21 protein-coding genes are annotated in these 19,307 nt (G+C 62.1%); 14 read left to right on the top strand and 7 right to left on the bottom strand.

The features are described from left to right. Positions 1 to 189 precede the first annotated feature (189 nt). Positions 190 to 1,347, bottom strand: a complete 1,158-nt coding sequence (locus tag NKJ11_RS02850) for a fumarylacetoacetate hydrolase family protein (protein WP_023808702.1) — start codon at positions 1,345 to 1,347, stop codon at positions 190 to 192. 236 nt (positions 1,348 to 1,583) lie between these two features. Between NKJ11_RS02850 and NKJ11_RS02845 the strand changes: the two genes are divergently transcribed. The 8 genes from NKJ11_RS02845 to NKJ11_RS02810 all read left to right on the top strand — a co-directional run bounded on the left by NKJ11_RS02845 (position 1,584) and on the right by NKJ11_RS02810 (position 8,697). Beyond that, entirely contained in the window at positions 1,584 to 2,864 is a 1,281-nt protein-coding gene (locus NKJ11_RS02845) for an NAD(P)/FAD-dependent oxidoreductase (RefSeq protein ID WP_023808701.1), read from the top strand. Between the two features lie 102 nt (positions 2,865 to 2,966). After that, positions 2,967 to 3,851, top strand: coding sequence for an ABC transporter permease (locus tag NKJ11_RS02840; protein WP_023808700.1), 885 nt, complete (start codon positions 2,967 to 2,969; stop codon positions 3,849 to 3,851). Further along, complete coding sequence (locus NKJ11_RS02835) at positions 3,848 to 4,717, top strand: ABC transporter permease (RefSeq protein WP_023808699.1); 870 nt, start codon at positions 3,848 to 3,850, stop codon at positions 4,715 to 4,717. The genes NKJ11_RS02840 and NKJ11_RS02835 overlap by 4 nt, the downstream gene beginning before the upstream one ends. Beyond that, positions 4,702 to 5,772 carry an ABC transporter substrate-binding protein gene (locus tag NKJ11_RS02830; RefSeq protein ID WP_023808698.1) on the top strand — a complete coding sequence of 357 codons (1,071 nt, stop codon included), beginning with the start codon at positions 4,702 to 4,704 and terminating at the stop codon, positions 5,770 to 5,772. Before NKJ11_RS02835 ends, NKJ11_RS02830 begins: the two co-directional genes overlap by 16 nt. Positions 5,773 to 5,841: 69 nt before the next feature. Then, positions 5,842 to 6,450 carry a cupin domain-containing protein gene (locus NKJ11_RS02825; protein ID WP_128302457.1) on the top strand — a complete coding sequence of 203 codons (609 nt, stop codon included), beginning with the start codon at positions 5,842 to 5,844 and terminating at the stop codon, positions 6,448 to 6,450. Continuing rightward, complete coding sequence (locus NKJ11_RS02820) at positions 6,440 to 7,525, top strand: ABC transporter ATP-binding protein (protein WP_352792668.1); 1,086 nt, start codon at positions 6,440 to 6,442, stop codon at positions 7,523 to 7,525. Before NKJ11_RS02825 ends, NKJ11_RS02820 begins: the two co-directional genes overlap by 11 nt. Before the next feature lie 97 nt (positions 7,526 to 7,622). Beyond that, positions 7,623 to 8,231 carry a 2'-5' RNA ligase family protein gene (locus NKJ11_RS02815; RefSeq protein WP_128302459.1) on the top strand — a complete coding sequence of 203 codons (609 nt, stop codon included), beginning with the start codon at positions 7,623 to 7,625 and terminating at the stop codon, positions 8,229 to 8,231. Between the two features lie 112 nt (positions 8,232 to 8,343). Beyond that, on the top strand, positions 8,344 to 8,697 hold the full coding sequence (locus NKJ11_RS02810; RefSeq protein ID WP_023808694.1) for a nuclear transport factor 2 family protein: 354 nt from the start codon (positions 8,344 to 8,346) through the stop codon (positions 8,695 to 8,697). A 103-nt stretch (positions 8,698 to 8,800) separates the two neighbouring features. Here the strand turns inward: NKJ11_RS02810 and NKJ11_RS02805 are convergent, their stop codons facing one another. Beyond that, on the bottom strand, positions 8,801 to 9,280 hold the full coding sequence (locus NKJ11_RS02805) for an SRPBCC family protein (protein WP_023808693.1): 480 nt from the start codon (positions 9,278 to 9,280) through the stop codon (positions 8,801 to 8,803). Then, positions 9,277 to 9,633 carry an ArsR/SmtB family transcription factor gene (locus tag NKJ11_RS02800; protein ID WP_023808692.1) on the bottom strand — a complete coding sequence of 119 codons (357 nt, stop codon included), beginning with the start codon at positions 9,631 to 9,633 and terminating at the stop codon, positions 9,277 to 9,279. The genes NKJ11_RS02805 and NKJ11_RS02800 overlap by 4 nt, the downstream gene beginning before the upstream one ends. 159 nt (positions 9,634 to 9,792) lie before the next feature. Here NKJ11_RS02800 and NKJ11_RS02795 point away from each other — a divergent pair, with 159 nt between their 5' ends. After that, complete coding sequence (locus tag NKJ11_RS02795; RefSeq protein ID WP_023808691.1) at positions 9,793 to 10,140, top strand: ArsC family reductase; 348 nt, start codon at positions 9,793 to 9,795, stop codon at positions 10,138 to 10,140. A 224-nt stretch (positions 10,141 to 10,364) separates the two neighbouring features. Here the strand turns inward: NKJ11_RS02795 and NKJ11_RS02790 are convergent, their stop codons facing one another. The 3 genes from NKJ11_RS02790 to NKJ11_RS02780 are packed head-to-tail and all read right to left on the bottom strand — an operon-like array spanning position 10,365 to position 12,986. Next, a complete protein-coding gene (locus tag NKJ11_RS02790) occupies positions 10,365 to 10,721 on the bottom strand; it encodes a DUF488 domain-containing protein (protein WP_352628595.1) in 357 nt (118 codons plus the stop codon). Between the two features lie 19 nt (positions 10,722 to 10,740). Further along, positions 10,741 to 11,997: an aminopeptidase gene (locus NKJ11_RS02785; RefSeq protein ID WP_352628597.1), complete on the bottom strand. Its 1,257-nt coding sequence runs from the start codon at positions 11,995 to 11,997 to the stop codon at positions 10,741 to 10,743. Then, entirely contained in the window at positions 11,994 to 12,986 is a 993-nt protein-coding gene (locus tag NKJ11_RS02780; protein ID WP_128302463.1) for a LysR substrate-binding domain-containing protein, read from the bottom strand. Before NKJ11_RS02780 ends, NKJ11_RS02785 begins: the two co-directional genes overlap by 4 nt. A gap of 94 nt (positions 12,987 to 13,080) precedes the next feature. Between NKJ11_RS02780 and NKJ11_RS02775 the strand changes: the two genes are divergently transcribed. The 3 genes from NKJ11_RS02775 to sbmA all read left to right on the top strand — a co-directional run bounded on the left by NKJ11_RS02775 (position 13,081) and on the right by sbmA (position 15,952). Continuing rightward, positions 13,081 to 13,302, top strand: coding sequence for a hypothetical protein (locus NKJ11_RS02775; RefSeq protein WP_128302464.1), 222 nt, complete (start codon positions 13,081 to 13,083; stop codon positions 13,300 to 13,302). A gap of 113 nt (positions 13,303 to 13,415) precedes the next feature. Next, positions 13,416 to 14,576: a YbfB/YjiJ family MFS transporter gene (locus NKJ11_RS02770; RefSeq protein ID WP_352609398.1), complete on the top strand. Its 1,161-nt coding sequence runs from the start codon at positions 13,416 to 13,418 to the stop codon at positions 14,574 to 14,576. 113 nt (positions 14,577 to 14,689) lie between these two features. After that, a complete protein-coding gene (gene sbmA, locus NKJ11_RS02765) occupies positions 14,690 to 15,952 on the top strand; it encodes a peptide antibiotic transporter SbmA (protein WP_352609399.1) in 1,263 nt (420 codons plus the stop codon). A gap of 22 nt (positions 15,953 to 15,974) precedes the next feature. Here sbmA and NKJ11_RS02760 read toward each other — a convergent pair whose 3' ends face one another. Beyond that, complete coding sequence (locus tag NKJ11_RS02760; RefSeq protein WP_352792729.1) at positions 15,975 to 16,973, bottom strand: polysaccharide deacetylase family protein; 999 nt, start codon at positions 16,971 to 16,973, stop codon at positions 15,975 to 15,977. Positions 16,974 to 17,187: 214 nt separating this feature from the next. Between NKJ11_RS02760 and NKJ11_RS02755 the strand changes: the two genes are divergently transcribed. Together NKJ11_RS02755 and der are read left to right on the top strand one after the other, a co-directional pair. After that, positions 17,188 to 17,853, top strand: coding sequence for a tetratricopeptide repeat protein (locus tag NKJ11_RS02755; RefSeq protein WP_023808683.1), 666 nt, complete (start codon positions 17,188 to 17,190; stop codon positions 17,851 to 17,853). After that, a complete protein-coding gene (der, locus tag NKJ11_RS02750; RefSeq protein WP_352609401.1) occupies positions 17,850 to 19,286 on the top strand; it encodes a ribosome biogenesis GTPase Der in 1,437 nt (478 codons plus the stop codon). The genes NKJ11_RS02755 and der overlap by 4 nt, the downstream gene beginning before the upstream one ends. Positions 19,287 to 19,307 lie beyond the last annotated feature (21 nt).

Below are 19,307 nucleotides of genomic sequence, written 5' to 3'. Positions count from 1 at the left end.
GACGGGTCGTCATCAGCTGCCCCATCAGATTGCATCAGTTGAGGTGATTTTCCGACTGTCGGATAATTGGTGGGATTGTTTCGGGTCGCGCGAACGCGGCCTGCGTCGACAAGGGTCACGCCGGCGATCATCCTACGCCCACGGGACCAGGTCCGTAGCGCCCTGGCAGGGCGTCGACGATACCAGTTGCTAGATCAGATCGGCTCTGGCTAGCTCCCGCATCAGATGGCTGGCGCCATAGGTCCAGTGCGGGCAGTCGGGCGAGAGCCGCACCCGGTTGACCAGCGCACCGAATTTCTCCGACGAGATGGTGACGATGTCGCCGACCTTGTGAGTAAACCCCTTGCCCTTCTCGCCTCGATCCTTGGACGGAACGAACATGGTGCCGAGATAAAGCGCCAGCCCGTCCGGATACTGGTGGTGCGGCCCCATGGCCGCGGCGACCAGTTCCTCCGGCGAGCGGCTGATCTCGGCCATCGAGCTTGCGCCCTCCAACGAGAACCCGTCCTCGCCCTCGACTTTCAGGCGCACGACGGCGCGCTTGACGTCATCGATGGAGAATTTGTCGTCGAACAGGCGGATGAAGGGACCGAGCGAGGCCGAGGCATTGTTGTCCTTGGCCTTGCCGAGCAGCAGCGCCGAACGCCCTTCGACGTCGCGCAGATTGACGTCGTTGCCGATGGTGGCGCCGACGATCCTACCGCTGGAGGCGGCGATCATGGCGATCTCGGGTTCCGGATTGTTCCAGGTCGACACCGGGTGCAGCCCGACATCGGCGCCGAAGCCCACCGAGGCCATCGGCTGGCACTTGGTGAAGATCTCGGCGTCGGGGCCGATGCCCACTTCCAGATATTGCGACCAGGCGCCGCGCGAAATCAGCTTGGCCTTGATCTCCATCGCTTCGGGCGAACCGGGTTTCAGCTTCGACAGATCGTGGCCGATCAGTCCTGCGATGTCGGCGCGGATGGCGTCGGCTTTTTCAGCCGAACCGCGCGCCTGTTCCTCGATCACCCGTTCCAGCAGGCTGACGACGAAGGTGACGCCCGATGCCTTGACCGCCTGCAGGTCGACCGGGGAGAGCAGGTAGGGTTTTGCTGGATCGCGCCCGGTCTCAAAACTGTTGGCGGCGATGTCATCGAGCGATCCGATCGGTCTGCCCTCGGCCGAGCGGACATGCCCAGCGGGGTCAGCCATCTCGCAAAGGTCTCGCATGGTTGGTGCCGCACGCGAGGTGATGTCGAAGACCGTGCCATCGCGCACCGTGACGACCAGCGGGTATGCGGCATCGCTACCTCTGGCGCGTCCGACAAAAAGGCCCTCGGTGGGCAGGTGGGTCGGGTTCGTCATAGCGCTCTGTCCTCTGAGTGATCGACAATGTGGCGAAGTGATCGTCAATGTGGGCGGCCGGATCGGCGCGGCACTTTCACCGGATTCCCGTCAAAGGTCTATCCCGTCGCAGGCGATCGGAACTCTGGGTCTCCGATCGCCTCGGCGGCAGTCCACAGACGAAAGCCGGAGTGCTCTTTCAAAAATGTGAAATTCTGACTAGGATTTTCACCAATCGCAGCGCATTCAGGTGACCCTTGGCGACAGCATTCTCCGATCCGATCTGGCTCAAGCCACAGGCAGCTTCCACGTTTCAATCGCTTCCCAATGGCGAACGTGTCGATCTCGCCATTGTTGGCGGTGGCATCATGGGCTTATCGACCGCCTTGCATGCCGCCCGGCTTGGCCTGTCGGTGCAGGTGCTGGACGCCGGCGAGATCGGCCAGGGCGCATCAGGCTTGAATGGCGGTCAGGTCATTCCCGGCCTGAAATACGATCCGGAATGGCTGCTGGAGCATTTTGGCCTTGAGCGCGGCGAGGCGCTTGTCAATTTTGCGGCGTCGACCGCCGATGCGGTGTTCGAGCTGATCCGCGACGAGAAGCTGGCGGTGCCGTTCGTTCGCAATGGCTGGATCCAGGCGGCGCACACCGAGGCCGCGCTGAAGGCGGCGGGAAACCGTGACCGGCAATGGCGCGCACGGGGCGCGGATGTCCAGTTGCTGAACGCAGCGGAGATCGCGGCCAAGACCGGTGCGCAGGGCTATCTCGGCGGCTGGCTCGATCGCCGCGCCGGTGTTATCGATCCGCTCGCTTACACATCTGAACTCGCCCGTGTCGCGACCGCGGCTGGCGTGAGGGTAGCCGAGCGCGAAAAGGTCGTGCGGCTCACCAAGACCGCCGGCGTTTGGCGTATTTCGACCGAAAATGGCCTGGAATTGCAGGCAAAGGCGGTCGTTCTGGCGACCAACGCCCATACGGACGGTCTGATCCCCGGCCTTGCGCAGACGATCGTGCCGCTGCATTCTTTTCAGATCGCCACAGCACCGCTGTCGTCCGGTCAGGCGGCCCCGATCCTGCCGGAAGGGCAGGCGGTGTCGGACTCCAGGCGCATCCTCGTCTACTACCGCAAGAGCGCCGACGGCCGGCTGGTGCTTGGCGGGCGGGGTCGCATGGCGCTGCCGACGAGCGCCAGCGACTGGGCGCATCTCGAGCGGGCGCTGCGGCGGCTCTATCCCATGCTGTCCGGCATCGCCATCGAGAAGCGCTGGTTCGGCCGCGTGGCGATGACGCCGGACCATCTGCCGCACATCCACGAGCCGGAGCAGGGCCTGCTCGCCGTGGTCGGCTGCCAGGGTCGTGGTGTCGGCCTGATGACCGCTCTTGGCGAGCGCATCGCCGGCTATCTCCAAAGTGGCGACGCCAGGCATTTGCCCTTCCCGGTCTCGCCGATCCGACCGATCCCGTTTCACGCCTTCCGCCAAGTCGGCGTCGCCGCGACCATCGCCTGGTACCGGCTGCTCGATGCGTTGGAGCGCTGACCAAAGCAATTCCTGTCAATGGGTTTCCGTTTGGGATTCCGCTTGACAGTTTCATGGATATGAAAAACTCTAAGCCAATTTCAAATTCCGATAGGCAGGTCGATGTCGACCCTAGTTGCAACATCAGCGCCAGAGGCCCGGTCTTCTCAGGGCTTCCGGGTCGCCATGCTGCTCCCGGGCGCTCTGGTCACTTTCCTGCTGATCCTGTTTGCCCTCGGCCTCGTGCTTTTCCTCGCCTTCCGCAACAATGACGGTTCGCTGCTCGGTGCCGGTTTCAGCTTGGCGAACTTCGCAACTGTGGTGTCCGATCCGCTGTACTGGACGGTGACGCTGCGTTCGCTGATCATTGCCGCTCTGGTCACGCTGGCGACCGTCGTCACTGCCTATCCCGTCGCCTACTATCTTGCCTTCCACGCCGGCCGGCGGCGCGGCCTTCTGCTGTTTCTGGTGACGCTGCCATTCTGGACCAGCTATCTCCTGCGCGTCTTCGCCTGGAAGATCGTGCTCGCCTACAATGGCGTTTTGAACTCGGCGCTGATCGAAAGCGGCATCTGGTCCGAGCCGACATTGGCCTTTCTCAACACGCCGGCCGCCGTCGTCGTCACGCTGGCGCACGCCTACGCGCCTTTTGCCATCCTGCCGATCTACGTGGCGCTGGACACCATCCCGAAATCGCTGATCGAGGCCGCTTCCGATCTCGGCGCGCGGCCCTTCACCTCTTTCCGCCGTGTCGTGCTGCCCAATTCGATGCCGGGCGTGCTGGCGGCAGCCCTTGTCGTCTTCGTGCCGACGGTCGGTGACTATGTCACGCCGGCGCTCGTCGGCGGCCCGGCCAGCACCATGATCGGCACGCTGATCCAGGCGCAATTCGGCAAGGCCAACGATTGGCCGTTTGGCGCCGCACTCTCCGTCGCCGTCATGCTGGTCATCCTGTGCGTGGTGCTGGTCGCGCGTTTCGCCGACCGCAGATTTGGCAGCCGCACATGAGCGCTGCACGCACGCAGGGAGGCGGCCGCTGGCTTGGCGTCTACGTCGTCGCCTATCTGGTCTTTCTCTATCTGCCGGTGCTGCTGATCCCGCTGTTTTCCTTCAACAACTCGATCCAGGCAGCGTTTCCGCTGCAAGGCTTCACCTTGCAATGGTACGCGACTTTGTTCGGCAATTCGGCGCTGACCGGTGCACTCCTGAACAGCCTCGTCATCGGCGCCATTGCCGCCACGAGTGCGACGCTGTGCGGCATCACCGTATCCTACATGGACCTCTACGGCCGCTCGCCGCTGGCCGCCACCATCAGCGCCATCGCCCGGCTGCCAATCCTGATCCCCGGCGTCATCGTCGGCATATCGCTGCTGATCCTCATCAATCTCATTGGTCTGGGGCCATCGCGCATCGCCATCGTTCTCGGTCACATATTGGTGGCGCTGCCGACGACCGTGGTGATCATGCGCAGCCGCTTCGCCGCCATCCCGAAAACCATTCGCGAGGCGGCGCTCGATCTCGGCGCCTCCGACTGGACGACGTTCCGGCGGATCATGCTGCCGCTCAGCCTGCCGGCCATCGTTTCGGCCTTCATGCTGGCCTTCCTGATCTCCTTCGACGAATTCATTGTCGTCTTCTTCCTGGCCGGCACCGAGCCGACGCTGCCGCTCTACATCTGGAGCCAGCTGCGTTTTCCAAAGTCGCTGCCGACGGTGATGGCGCTGGGCACGTCGATCCTGGCTGTGTCCTTCATCATCGCTGCAGCGGCTGAAATCCTGCGCCATCGCGGCTTGTCCGCCACGGCGCCAAAGCCCGCGGATCCGTCACAACCAAAACAAACCAAGAGAGGAGAACTGCAATGGCATTCGACCTGAAATCGATCTCTGCAAAGACTGTTTGCGCTGGATTGACGGCGTTCGCGCTGGCGCTGTCGTCGACCGTCGCTTTCGCCGGCGACAAGCTGCAATATTTCACCTGGTCGGGCTATGAACTGCCCGATTTCAACAAGAGCTTCCTCGCCGCGCACCCCGACGGCGTCGAGGCCTCGATCTTCGGTGACGACGATGACGCCTTCACCAAGGTCAAGGCCGGCTTCCGCCCCGACATCGCGCATCCCTGTTATGACAAGGTGGCGCGCTGGAACAAGGAAGGCCTGCTGCAGCCGATCGACACCAAGCGGATCAAGAACTGGGACTCGATCTTCCCGGTGTTCAAGAACCTGCCCGACCTGCAGGCCGGCGACGGCAAGGTCTGGATGGTGCCATGGGACTGGGGCAACACCTCGATCCTCTACCGCACCGACCTGGTGAAGAACCCGGAAGCGAGCTGGAACCTTTTGTGGGACAAGCAGTATGCCGGTCGCATGGCGACGATCGACGCGGTGCACGACACGCCGGTCGTTGCCGCACTGCTCGCCGGCGTTAATCCGTTCGACATGACGCCGGAGCAAATGGACAAGGTGGCCGAGAAGCTGCGCGAGCAGCGCCCGCTGCTCTCCAATTACACCACCGACATGACCTCCGTCGAACAGGCGCTGGCCAGCGGCCAATTGGTCGCCGCCATGACCTGGAACGCGTCGGCCACCTCGCTGAAGAAGCAGGGCGTGCCGGTCGAGTTCATGAAGCCGAAGGAGGGCATGCTGACCTGGGCCTGCGGCTTCGTCATGCTCAAGGACGCCAAGAATGTCGACCTCGCCTATGACTTCATCAACAGCCGGCTGGAAGCCGACTCCGGCAAATACCTGATCGAGGCCTATGGCTATGGCAGTTCGCTGAGCTCCGCTTTTGCCACCGTGCCGAAGGAGGAGCTGGAGAAATTGCAGCTGCCATCCGACCCGGAAGTGATGCTGAAGACCACCATCTTCACCGGACCGATGAAACAGAATGACGACCTCGCCAAGATGTTCGAAAAGGTCAAGGCAGGCGGCTGAACCCTAGAGCACCGCGCGGCGTCAGCCACGCGGTGTCACCCGAGACACTGCAAACGAGGTCGGGAATTGATGGACATACTGGACGAAGCTGCTGAGAAGCCGAAGGACGATGCCGATGTGCGGGTCGGCCGGCGCGTGCGGGCGCTGCGGCTGGAGCGCAACCTGTCGCTGGCCGATCTTGCGGCAAAAGCCGGCGTGTCGATCGGTGCGTTGAGCCAGATCGAACGCGGCATGTCCTCGCTGCGCGTCAAGGTGATCTGGCCGCTCGCCGCCGCCCTCGACATCGAGCCGTCGGCGCTGATCGCCGACGGCAACGATGCCGTCAACGATCTCTATTGCGTGCGTGCCGATAAGCGACGGCAAATCCCGGTCAAGTCGGAAGGCATTGCCAAGGCGCTGCTGTCGCCGCCGGGCGCGACGCTGACCGGCATGCTGGTGACGGTGGAAGCCGGCGGCGGCACCGCGGAGGCCTATGCGCATGCCGGTCATGAATTCGGCTTCGTGCTGTCGGGCGAGGTCGAACTGGTGGTTGATTCGACAAATTACGTGCTGAAGACCGGCGACAGTTTTGCGTTCAAGAGCACGCTTTTGCATGCCTTCCGCAATCCAGGCGCCGAGCGTTGCCAGATCCTCTGGGTCAACACCACGAAGCCATCCGAGGTTCGCGATGGCGCCTGATCCACTTGTGCGGCTACAGGCTGTCTCGAAGATTTTTCCTGGCGGCATCGTCGGGCTCGACGCCGTCGATCTCGACATTGTCGGCGGCGAGTTCATCACGCTGCTCGGGCCGTCGGGTTGCGGCAAGACCACCAGCCTGCGCGTCATCGCCGGCTTCGAAAGCCCGACGACCGGCAAGGTGTTGCTCGATGGTCGCGATATCACGGCACTTCGGCCGTTCGACAGGCCGGTCAACACCGTTTTCCAGGATTACGCGCTGTTCCCGCACATGAATGTCGCCGAAAATGTCGGCTTTGGCCTATCGCTGCGCAAACTGTCTGGAGCCGAACAGGCAAAGCGCGCCGGCGAAGCCCTTGACATGGTCGGCCTCGCCGACAAGCTTGGCGCCCGCGTCTCCGAACTGTCGGGCGGCCAGCGCCAGCGTGTCGCACTGGCGCGTGCCATCGTCTGCGAACCACGCGTGCTACTGCTCGACGAGCCGTTGTCGGCGCTCGATGCGCATCTGCGTGAACAGATGCAGGTTGAACTGAAGCGGCTGCAGTCGCGGCTCGGCACCACCTTCGTCATGGTCACCCACGACCAGACCGAAGCGCTGTCGATCTCCGACCGCATCGTCGTCATGAACAAGGGCCGCATCGAGCAGATTGCGCCGCCGGCCACACTTTATGACCGGCCCGCCACGAAGTTTGTGGCGAGCTTCATCGGCACCATGAATCTCCTGCAATCGCGCTTCGTCGGCCGAGACGGCGATCGCCTGCGCTTCGCCGCCGGCGCCCTACCGCTGGAGGCCATTTCTGAAACCGGCGAAGCTCTCGCCGAGGACGCCATGCACACCGTCGGCGTGCGGCCGGAAGATCTCCTGGCGATGACCGAGGCCGCGCCCGGCACAGCGCCGGCACGCGTCAACAGCATCGTCTTTCACGGCCGCACGTTGCGTCTGCACGCTGAACTCGGGCAGGGCGCACCTGTTGTCATAGACGCGCCGCGCCAAGCCGAGGGTTTTCAATTCCAGGTCGGCGACGTGGCGCATATCAGCCTGCGCCGTAGTGCCAACTGCCCGGTGCTACCAGGTTAGTTTCATCGATCAAATCCACGCTTGACTCCAAGGATTGTTCCTGTTTTGTTCTAACCGTAGATGAGAAACAGGAGCGTTCTTCGCCGGGCGTATGGGTATGTATCGGCAAGGTGAATTCGATTTCGGCATACCAGAGCCTCCGTGGCAACCGAAGCGGCCGGATCGTGCCTTCTTCGGGTTGTTCTTGCAGCCGAAGGACTATGGTTCATTCGCCAATCTGCAGACGCAGCTTTGTCATCGACATGAAGTCGGTGAATCGCTGCTGTCGGCTGAACGGTTCCATCTGAGCCTGCAACATGCCGGCGACTACAAGCGGCTGCGGTCCAAGACCGTCTTTGCGGGATCTCGATCGGGTCAGCGTGTCCACATGCCTGCTTTCGAGGTCACGTTTGGCCACGTCGGCAGCTTTCCCGGTCGCCCGGCAACAAGGGGCAGGCCACCTCATCGCCCATTTGTGCTTCTCGCCGATGATGGACCGGTTTTTGAACTTCACAAATTGCTTGGTGTCGAGATGCTCAGGAATGGGCTCAAAGCGTCGGATCATTTCGTTCCGCATCTGACACTTGCCTACGATCAAAAGTTCATCTCTCGGCAGCCCATCGAACCGATCAGCTTCGTTGCCCATGACTTCATCTTTGTTCACAGCCTGCGCGGCCTGACAAAATACCTCTTCCTGGATCGTTGGCCTTTGCCGTTGGCATCGTAGTTCGCAAGCTGGGCGATCCGTCCTGACACGGATTGTCAGCTACCGCACGTTCCGACGATGGAGGCCAGCAAGCTGTTCCCCATTTGCAGTGCGTCTGACAGGAGGAATACAAATGACCATCGCGGAAATTGCCAAGGATTTCACCGAGCTGCTCAAGCAGGGCGATAACGAAGCTGCTGCCGAGAAGTACAACGCCGATGATATAATCAGTCTCGAAGCCATGGCGGGGCCGATGGCCATCTCCCATGGCAAGGAGGCGCTCAGGCAGAAGGGCCAATGGTGGCAGGAGAACAATGAAGTGCATGGCGGCTCGGTCGAGGGCCCCTACGTCAACGGAGACCAGTTCGCGGTGCGCTTCAAGTTCGACATAACGCCCAAGGCTACCGGCGAGCGTGTCACCATGGATGAAGTTGGCCTCTACACGGTCAAAAACGGCAAGATCACCGAAGAGCGCTTCTATTATTGAGGCCGTGAAATACCATCGGCTTGCGGGAGCTCGGTCTCGTCGCTGAAGGTTGAAAAATAAGCATGGCGGCCGGGACGATGTCCCAGGCCGCCATGTGAGAGGCTCAAATGGTCTTCACGTACTGCGCAAGCTGATCGGCCACCGTGCCCCAGCCGTCGAAGAAACCCATCTCTTCATGGTTGTTGCGGGTCGCCTCGTCGCCATGGATGGCGGTGGCGGTGTAGCGCGTGCCCTTGCCGTCCGGCTGCAAGGAAATGACAGCGGTGATGAAGGGTTCCCCTGACGGCCGGTAACCCGGCAACAATGCATCCGTCCACACCAGCCGCTCGTTCGGCACGATTTCGAGATAGCAGCAATGGCGGTCGTTGACCTCATTGCCGTCGGGCGACTGCATGCGCGTCCGGAACAGACCGCCCGGCCTGAGGTCGATCTCGCAGTCGGTGATCATCCAAGGCCTAGGCGTGAACCATTGCTTGACATGCTCAGGCGTCGTCAAGGCGCGCCACAGCAATTCGCGCGGCGCATCGATGACGCGCTCCAGCACGAGGTCCAGCCTGGGATCCGGCTTGAGGGGATAGATCATTTTTCTGTCTCCTGGAGGGTCATCACATAGGCGTCGAACTGGTCGAGGCGGCGCTCCCACAGCGTGCGCTGTTCGGCCAGCCAGTTTTCGGCAAGCTTCAGCGGCTCGGGTGCCAGTTGATAGGTCCTGACCCGGCCGGTCTTTTGCGAGCGCACCAGCCCGCAACCTTCGAGGATTTTGAGATGTTCGATGAAGGAGGGCAGGGCCATGTCGAACGGTTGGGCAAGCTCGCTGACCGAGGCAGGGCTGCGGTTCAGCCGCTCCACCACGCGTCGCCGCGTCGGATCGGACAGTGCGCGAAAGATGCCGTCGATCGGTGGACGGCTCGGAGTTGTGGTCTGAAGGCTTGTCATTGGTCATCCCGGGTGTCGTCGAAAGCGGCTCGAAAATACTTAGGAAAATTCCTTAGTGTTGACAAGCCCAAAAACACTGGGACACCGGTGCGACCGCTGGCAAAGCGCGCAGAGCGTCCTTAATCTGCGGTCAGATTCGAAATCGGAAGGGCCGCTGTTTTGACGATCATCATCTACGGCATCACCACCTGCGACACCGTCAAGAAGGCGCGCGTCTGGCTGGAGGGCCATGATGTTTCCTACCGTTTTCACGATTTCAGGGCAGAGGGGCTGGACGCCAAGCGTCTTGACGGCTGGGTTGGCAAGGTCGGCTGGGAAAAGCTGCTCAACAAGGCGAGTACGACGTTTCGCGAACTGGCGGAAAAGGACAAGCAGGGCCTGGATGAAAAGAAGGCCAAGGCGTTGATGCTGGCCAAGCCGACCGTGATCAAGCGGCCGGTGCTGGAGGTCGGTGATCGGATTCTGGTGGGGTTCAAGGCTGATGTTTATCAGGCGGCGGTGAAGTAGCGTAGCGAGAAGGCGACGCTGCCAATCTCCCCCCTTGCGGGGGAGATGGCCGGCAGGCCAGAGGGGGGTGTGAAGGATCGCCACCCTTTGACTGTTCGTCTCAGAATTTGGCCGGTGATTGGCTGACAGGTCGGCGGGACAGCACCCCCCTCTGCCCTGCCGGGCATCTCCCCCGCAAGGGGGGAGATTGGCCAATCGCCGACCTTACAGATTGTGGGCACCCTTCAATCCGTCTTTCTGAGATACCCCGCCAGCGCCACCGCATTGTTATGCGCCTCATCATGCGCGCCGTAGAGCAGCGTCACCTTGCCGTGGCGAAGCAGGCCGCGCAATTCACCCACCGCATCTTCATTCCCGTCCAACTCAACTCGGTACTGCTTCTGAAACTCAGCCCAGCGCGCCGCCTCATGGCCGAACCATTTGCGCAGATCGTCGCTCGGCGCGATGTCCTTCAGCCACAGCGCCAGCGCGGCGTCCTCCTTGCTGACGCCGCGTGGCCAGATTCGGTCGACCAGAACCCGTTGCCCGTCATCGGGCGCGGGTGGCTCGTAGATACGCTTGACCGCCAGGTCGAAGGCCATCGGAACCTCCGTAAGCGGGTCAGGCCCACTCGCCCTTGCGCATGACGGGCACGCGGGCGCCGTCCTTGTGGACACCATCGATGTCGATCTTGTCCGAGCCGATCATCCAGTCGATGTGGATAAAACTCTTGTTGCCGCCGCGCGCCGCGATCTCGTCCTGGCTGAGCGAGGCGCCGTCGACAAAGCACTTCGAATAGCATTGGCCGAGCGCGATGTGGCAGGCGGCGTTCTCATCGAACAGCGTGTTGAAGAACAACAGCCCGCTCGCCGAGATCGGCGAGGAATGCGGCACCAGCGCCACCTCGCCGAGGCGGCGCGCCCCCTCGTCTGTGTCGAGTACCTTCTTCAGCACGTCCTCGCCCTTCGAGGCCTTGGCCTCGACGATCCTGCCTTCTTCGAAACGCACCGAGATGTCGTCGATCAGCGTGCCCTGGTAGGACAGCGGCTTGGTCGAGGAAACATGACCCTCGACCCGCCTTGCGTGCGGCGTGGTGAAGACCTCCTCGGTCGGGATGTTGGGGTTGCAGGTGATGCCGTTCTTGGCGGTCGAGGCGCCGCCCATCCATTCATGGCCGTCTGCCAGTCCAACCGTCAGGTCGGTGCCGGGTCCGGTAAAGTGCAGCGCATGGAAATTATGGCCGTTGAGCCATTCGGTGCGGCTGCGAAGGGCTGCGTTGTGCGCCTTCCAATTGCCGATCGGGTCCTCAACATCGACCCGCGACGCGGCGAAGATGGCATCGGCGAGCTTCACGACCGCGACATCGTCGGCATCGCCGGGGAAGACCTGTCTGGCCCAGGCGAGGTCCGGATAGGCGACGATGTTCCAGTTGATGTCGAAGCCGGTGATCTTTTCCAGCGCCGGCTGGTAGGCCATCGAATTCGCCTTGTTGGCGCGCGCCACTTTCGCCGGATCCTGAGCCGACAACAGCGATGGATCCTCGCCGCGCACGGCAAGCCTGGCCGCATTGTTGGCAAAGGCTTTCGCCATGCCCTCATAAAGCCAGCCGGCGGCGCGGTCGAAGCTCGCGTCGGCGCCGAAACGGTAGCGGGCCAGCGTCATCTCGTCATCGTTGAAGATTGGCGTCACCAGCCCGGCGCCGGCCTTGTAGGCATGCTCGACGATCCGCCTGGTCAACGGCAGTGCCGCGATCGACGAAGTCAACACCAGATCCTGGCCTGGCTGCAATTGCAGCCCGACCTTGATGGCGACTTCCGCCAGCCTGTCGAGCTTCACCGGGTCGATCGATGCGGAAACGCCGCGCGAATGTGTGGTCATGATCCTGCCTGTCGTAGTTTGATGTCCGACTCTACATAGCTCGGTGCCTCCGTCCTTTCCACCGCGATCGCGACGGTGGGTTCTGCGTTCGCGGACCCGAACCGCGCCATGGTTGCCTCGATCTCTTCCCTGATCCAGAGCTTGAAATCCCGGACCTTGCGGCTTTCCGCCTTGACGGACGAGGTCACCAGCCAATAGCCGAGCCCGCTCTGGGCGCGGATTCCGAAAGGCGCCACCAGCCGCCCGTCGGCCAGCGCATCCGCGGCGAGCAATTGCCAGCCCAGCATCACGCCATGGCCGGCAATCGCCGACTCCAGGCACAGCATCGGGTCGGTGAAACGCGCACCCTTGAGGAAGGTGACAGGTGGGACACCGGCCGTTTCGAACCAGCTTTCCCAGTTGATCATCGCCCGCTCGTCGGTAATCGCGCAGGTCTGGGCAAGGTCCTCGATCGATTTCAGTTTTTGGGCGATCGCCGGCGCGCAGACCGGGAAGACTTCCTGCGCCAGGAGCAGTTCCGTGCGCCCGCCCGGCCATTTGCCGTCGCCGAGCCGGATGGCGATGTCGATGTCCGAGTGATCGAGATTGGCCAGCCGCACCGAAGCGTCGATGCGCAGCAGCACGTTGGGATGCCGGTCGAAGTGGCGAGATAGCCTGGGCAACAGCCACTTCGAGGCAAAGGCCGGCGCCACCGAAACCACCAATGTGCATTGCGTAGCCTCGTCGGCCAGCGCCACGGCCTGGGAAAGCTCACGAAATCCAGCACCAAGGCGGGCCGCGAAGACGGTGCCGAACTCAGTCAGCACCAGACCGCTCGCCGTTCGCTCGAACAGCGCCTGGCCGAGCTGTTTTTCGGTACGGCTTATCTGCTGGCTGACGGCGCTGACGGAAACGTTGAGTTCACCGGCCGCCGCCGCCAGCGATCCGAGCCGGGCAACGGTTTCGACGGCGCGGAGGCCGTTGAGATGGACGCGGTTGAGCATGGCCATTGAGTTTTTCTAAACTGATCCGGCTGAAATCTCAATTGAAAGGCATGTCTAAACGGCAGATTTTGTCGGGAGAGACAGACCCGTGGAGCCGGAAATGCTGAGGATCTTGTCGTCATCGCTGAGGGTCTTTTTCGCTGCGACTACTTCGCATGAGCCGCGCCAGGACAGCGAAACGCAGAGATGGCTGATCGATCCGCTTTCGCATCCGGTGCTGAACACCATGTCGGAGCGCGAACTGGGCGATGTGCCGTTCAGGCTGACGGCACGGCGGACAGTGCACGAGACGGTTCCACTATGCGCCGGCGGTCGCTGCTGAGCAGGTGCCAAGCGTTCCGGCTCGAGGAAAGTCGAGGCGAGCACGTCCCGCGTACGCACTGGCCCAACAGATGGCGATTGTTTCAGCGATCCCTGCACTTATTGTGCAGTGCAATGACATCAGCCACCTCGACAGCGCTGCGGTTCGCTCTCGCCGGCATGATTGCCATGGCGATTGCCATGGGCATCGGCCGTTTCGTCTACACGCCGATCCTGCCCGGGATGATGCAGGAACTGCATCTGTCGCCTGCCGATGCCGGCTGGATCGCGTCGGCCAATTATCTCGGCTACCTCGTCGGCGCGTTGGCAGCGGCGGGCGGCTGGGCGCATGGGCGCGAGCGCCTGCTGATGCTGGCGGGGCTTGGCGCCAGTGCGGTCCTTGCCGCGCTGATGGGGCTGACCGAAGCGATGGCGGCCTTTCTCGCCATCCGCTTTCTGGCCGGTCTGGCCAGCGCCTTCGTCATGGTGTTCATGGCCAGCATCGTGTTCAGCCATATCGCGGCTGCCGGTCGCAACGACCTGCAGGCCTGGCATTTCGGCGGCGTCGGGCTCGGCATAGCGGCATCGGCGGCGATGATGGCGGTGCTGGTCGCCGAGCATTCGGGCTGGGCGGCAGGCTGGCTGTGGTCGGCGGCGATTTCGGCCTGTGGTTTCGTCCTCGTCGCTCTGTTGGTCAATGAGGGTCCGCTCGGCAACGGCGAAGTCACCCGCGAGCCGGCACTGCGGATGGACCGGTCGTTGGTCAAGGTCATCATCGCCTACGGCCTGTTCGGCTTTGGCTATGTGGTGACGGCGACATTCCTGGTCGCCATCGTCCGGCAAGGCGGCGGCAGCCGCATCTTCGAGGCCATGGTGTGGATGGTCGCCGGTCTTGCGGGCTTTCCCTCCGTCTGGCTCTGGCAGAAGATCGCCGCCCGGACCGGCCTCTATGCCGCCTATGCGCTGGCGTGCTTCATCGAAGTTGCCGGCGTCACCGCCAGCGTCGCCATCGGCGGAGCCACCGGGCCGCTGCTTGCCGGCGTGCTGCTCGGCGGCACCTTCATTGCCATCACCGCCTTTGGCCTGCAAGCCGCCCGGCAGCAGGCGCCAAGCGCGCCGCGGCGGATCTTTGCCCTGATGACGGCTGCGTTCGGCCTTGGCCAGATCATCGGGCCGGTCGCCGCCGGATTTCTGGCGCAAATGTCCGGCGATTTCTTCCTCGCCTCGATCACCGCCGCAATCGTGCTGGTCGTCTCCGGCGCCATCACATGGTCGGCTGCGCCAAAATCGCCATGATTGTGGGCTTGCTGTGCCGGGCATCGGGCACGGGCATTTTCTTTCCCACTAATGTGTGACTTTATGCCCGCCGTAGTCAGCTGATTTGCGCCCAGATCGAGGAATTCGCCACAGTGTTCGTATCGTTTTTTCCAAAGCCGAAGCTGTTTTTTAGCTCGGCGGTCGTCTGGAGCCTGCTTGCCGTCTTGCTCTGGTTCTACGCAGGGGAACGTTTTGGTGGTGTTTTCGGTATGCCTCCAGCTGCTCCCGATGCGCCGCCGATCATCGGTGTCTCATCATTCTGGTCACTGCCGTTTCTATGGTTCTACATATATTTTGCCGTCGTAGTGGCGCTCTTCTACGTCTTTTGGGCTTGGTATTCGCCACACCCATGGCAGATCTGGTCCATTCTCGGCTCTGCGCTGATCCTCTTCATCACCTATTTCCAGGTTCAGGTGAGCGTTGCCATCAACAACTGGTACGGGCCATTTTGGGATCTGATCCAGAATACCATTTCGGGCAAAATAAAGATCACCGCTGCCGATATCTACTGGCAGATTGCTACATTCATGGGAATTGCCGGTGTAGCCGTAGTGGTCAGTGCGCTTACTGTATTTTTGGTAAGTCACTATGTCTTTCGTTGGCGCACTGCGATGAACCAGTTTTACATGGAAAACTGGCAGAAGCTGAGGCATATTGAGGGTGCCTCACAGCGTGTCCAGGAAGACACGATGCGTTTCTCCACGATCATGGAGCAACTCGGCGGCAATTTGATTGACTCGGTGATGACCCTCATCGCCTTCACTCCGCTGCTCATAGCCCTGTCGGTTCACATCACGGAATTGCCGATCGTGGGTGTGATACCGCATCCGCTGCTATTGTCGGCTATTTTTTGGGCCTTGTTTGGCACCGTGCTTCTGGCTGTGGTCGGCGTTAAATTGCCTGGGCTTCAGTTCCGGAACCAGCGCGTTGAGGCGGCTTATCGAAAAGAATTGGTCCTTGGTGAAGATGACCCGAATCGAGCACAGCCACCTGCTGTGAGGGAATTGTTTGAAAATGTAAGAAGAAACTATTTTAGGCTGTATTTTCACTACGTGTATTTCAACGTATTTCGCTACCTCTATTTGCAAACGAACAACATATTCTCTTTGATATTGATGGCGCCGTCCATTGCGGCTGGTGCGATCACTTTAGGTTTGTTGAATCAAATCAGCAATGCGTTCTCCCAAGTGACATCGTCGTTCCAGTATCTTGTAAACTCGTGGCCAACTGTGGTTGAGCTGATCTCGATCTACAAGCGTCTGCGCGCTTTCGAAACCACTCTGCATGGCGAGCCGCTGCCGGAAATCGACCAACGCTATCTCGACCGCCAGGCACAGGCGCCCGATCCAGCTTGACTGGGATGTGAAAGTTGGCGGCTCAGCCGCCGACCGAGACCTGCCTTTGGCCAGCATCCTGGCGCGAAACATAGTCGCGAAAACTGATGCATTCGACATCCGCCTTGACGCAGACGTCGCCGGCAAAGCGCTCCAGCGCGTTCCAGTAGGCGCCGTCATTCATCAGCGCGAAGTGGAAGCCGAGTTCCAGCGGAATGCGTTTTCCCGCATACTGCCTGTCGAAGGCGGCGCGGAAGGCAGCATAGGTCCGGTTGGCGAACTCGCCCGCTTGGCTTGGCCGCTCGAAGCCGCCGGAATGCCTGACATAGAGATTGTAGTCCATGGCAATCACCGGCCGCGACTTCGGTCCTTCGGGAATCTGAGGCAGGGAAAAGTGCATGATGCCGTTGCTGGACGTCGGTCGGGCAGGGCCTTGCGAGACGCCGCTGGCATCGAATTGATATCCGGCCGCCGGCAGCGCTTCGTAAAGCGCCTTGCTGGTCGACAGGTACGGCGCGCGAAAGCCGACCACCGCATGCCGCGCGAAATCGCGCCAGCCCTGTGGTTCGGGTGCAATGCCGTTGATCGCATAGGCGTTTTCGAGAATGTGCTCGAACGAACTGAACTCTTTCAGCCAGTCCGCCTTGCTCCAGTCCTTGCCGTCGAAATGGCCGCAGCCATGGCTGGCGATGTCGTGGCCTTCATGCGCGGCAAGGCCGATCTGTTCGAGCCGCTCGGTGACTTCCTGCTTGGAGGCGGCAAAGCCGATGTTGGATTTGCCGGCGCTTTTGCCGGGTGCGGTGTACTCCTTGCGCGTCTCCGTCGACAGCAGGAAGACGCAGGACAGAAAATAGGTGAAATGCGCGCCGGTGCGCTCAGCCAATGCCCGGCTGCGTTTCCATTGCGAAATATCGCGGGCGCTGTCGAATGAGATGATGACGACCTGTTTCGGCTTTGCCGGCACCGGCGGATCGGCCAAAGCCCCGCCACCAGTGGTGAGCGCGGCAAGCGAAAACGCAACAACGCGGAACGGACGAAGCATAGGCAATCTGATCTTCACTCGGGGAACGTCTGCACGCCGGCTATCGCCTAAATGTGGCGTGGGTGCGATGAGCCTTTTCGGCTGCTTGTCCGGGGCAAACATCCGTTTGCCCCGGACAATAGGCGATTTTCCGGTTGAACCCCTTCCATGCCGGCAAAATTTCGCTAAAACGCGGGCTGACAAAGGCCCGACGGGGCAGGAATGGTTTGATTTGATGTCCGACGACAGTTTCATCCGTGAAGTCAACGACGAGATCCGTCGCGAACAGGCGCAGGCGCTGTGGGACCGTTTTGGCCCCGCTCTGATTGTCGTTGCGATCCTCGTGGTGCTCGGCACCGCCGCCTTCGTCGGCTACCGCTATTGGGACGAGACGCGCGCCAACCGCTCGGGCGATGCGTTCTCGCAGGCGCTGAAGCTCGCCAATGACGGCAAGAACGATGAGGCGCTGACCGCGCTCGATCAGTTGGAGAAGGATGGCTACGGCGCTTATCCATTGCTCGCCCGCATGCGCGGCGCGACCGTCAAGGCGAACAAGGGTGACGTCCCCGCCGCCGTCAAGGATTTCGACGAAGTCGCCGCCGATACGGCCATTCCCCAGGGCATTCGCGACATGGCGCGCCTGCGGGCAGCACTGCTGCTTGTCGACCACGGCTCCTTTGCCGACGTCTCCAGCCGTGTCGAAGCGCTCACATCCGACACCAACACGCTGCGCCACACGGCGCGCGAGGCACTCGGCCTTTCCGCCTGGAAGGAAGGCAAGACGCAGGATGCGCTGAAACTGTTCGACCAGATCGCCGCCGATGACGGCGCCCCGCGCAACACCCGCGAGCGCGCAACATTGATGTCCGAGCTGATCCGCGGGTCGGGCAGTGCGTCGTGACCTTCAAAGTCGCCATCATCGGCAGACCTAACGTCGGCAAATCGACTCTTTTCAATCGGCTGGTGGGAAGGAAGCTGGCGCTCGTCGACGACACGCCGGGCGTCACCCGCGACCGTCGCGTCCATGCCGCCAAGCTCTACGACCTGCATTTCGATGTCATCGACACCGCCGGCTTCGAGGACGCTGGCGCCTCGACCTTGCCCGGCCGCATGCGTGCGCAGACCGAGATCGCCATCCGCGAAGCCGACCTGATCTTCTTCACCATCGACGCCAAGTCCGGCCTGTTGCCTGACGACAGGACCTTCGCCGAGATCGTGCGCAAGTCCGGCAAGCCGGTCGTGCTGGTCGCCAACAAGGCCGAGGCGAAGGGCGCCCAGGGCGGCATGCTGGAAGCCTGGGAGCTCGGCCTTGGCGAGCCGATCCCGGTTTCGGCCGAGCATGGCCAGGGCATGCCCGATTTGCGCGACGCCGTGATCGGCGCGCTCGGCGAAGCGCGCGCCTTCGGCGAAGAAGAAGATGGCGAAGACGAAGACGTCGCTGCCGGCGAGGTGCTGATCGGCGAGGATATCGCCGATCCGGATGCCGAGCACGCCTATGACGACACCAAACCGATGCGCATTGCCGTCGTCGGCCGCCCCAATGCCGGCAAGTCGACGCTGATCAACGCGCTGATCGGTGAAGAGCGGCTGCTCACCGGACCGGAAGCCGGCATCACCCGTGATTCGATCTCGGTCGATTGGGATTGGCATGGCCGCCGCCTGAAACTGTTCGACACGGCCGGCATGCGCCGCAAGGCCAGGATCCACGAAAAGCTGGAAGTGATGTCGGTGCAGGACGGTCTGCGCGCCATCCGGTTTGCCGAGATCGTCATCATCGTCCTCGACGCCACCATCCCCTTCGAGAAGCAGGATCTGCAGATCGCCGACCTGATCATCAGGGAAGGCCGGGCGCCGGTGATCGCCTTCAACAAATGGGATCTGATCGACCATCCCCAGGAGCTTCTGGCCGAACTGCGCGAGAAGACGGAACGGCTTCTTCCCCAGGCGCGCGGCATGCAGGCCGTACCCGTCTCGGCCGAGACCGGGCGCGGCCTCGACAAGCTGATGGATGCCGTCATCAAGACCCACAAGGTGTGGAACAGCCGCGTCTCGACCGGCAAGCTCAACCGCTGGCTGGAGGGCATCCTGGCGCATCATCCGCCGCCTGCTGTTGCCGGGCGCCGGCTGAAGGTCAAGTACGTCACCCAGGCCAAGACCCGTCCGCCGGGCTTCGTCGTCCAGTGCTCGCGGCCCGACGCGATGCCGCAATCCTATGTCCGCTACCTCTCCAACAGCCTGCGCGAAGCCTTCGACATGCCCGGCGTGCCGATCCGCATTGCGCTGCGCACGTCGGACAACCCGTTCGCCGGCAGGTCAAACAAGAAACGCAACTGATCGTCGGCGCCCACCTGGCGC

Source organism: Mesorhizobium sp. M0243, assembly GCF_040321775.1.
In the GTDB taxonomy this organism is placed as follows: domain Bacteria; phylum Pseudomonadota; class Alphaproteobacteria; order Rhizobiales; family Rhizobiaceae; genus Mesorhizobium.
The sequence above is the reverse complement of the archived record's forward strand: the minus strand, read 5'-3'. Positions and strand labels throughout refer to the sequence as shown.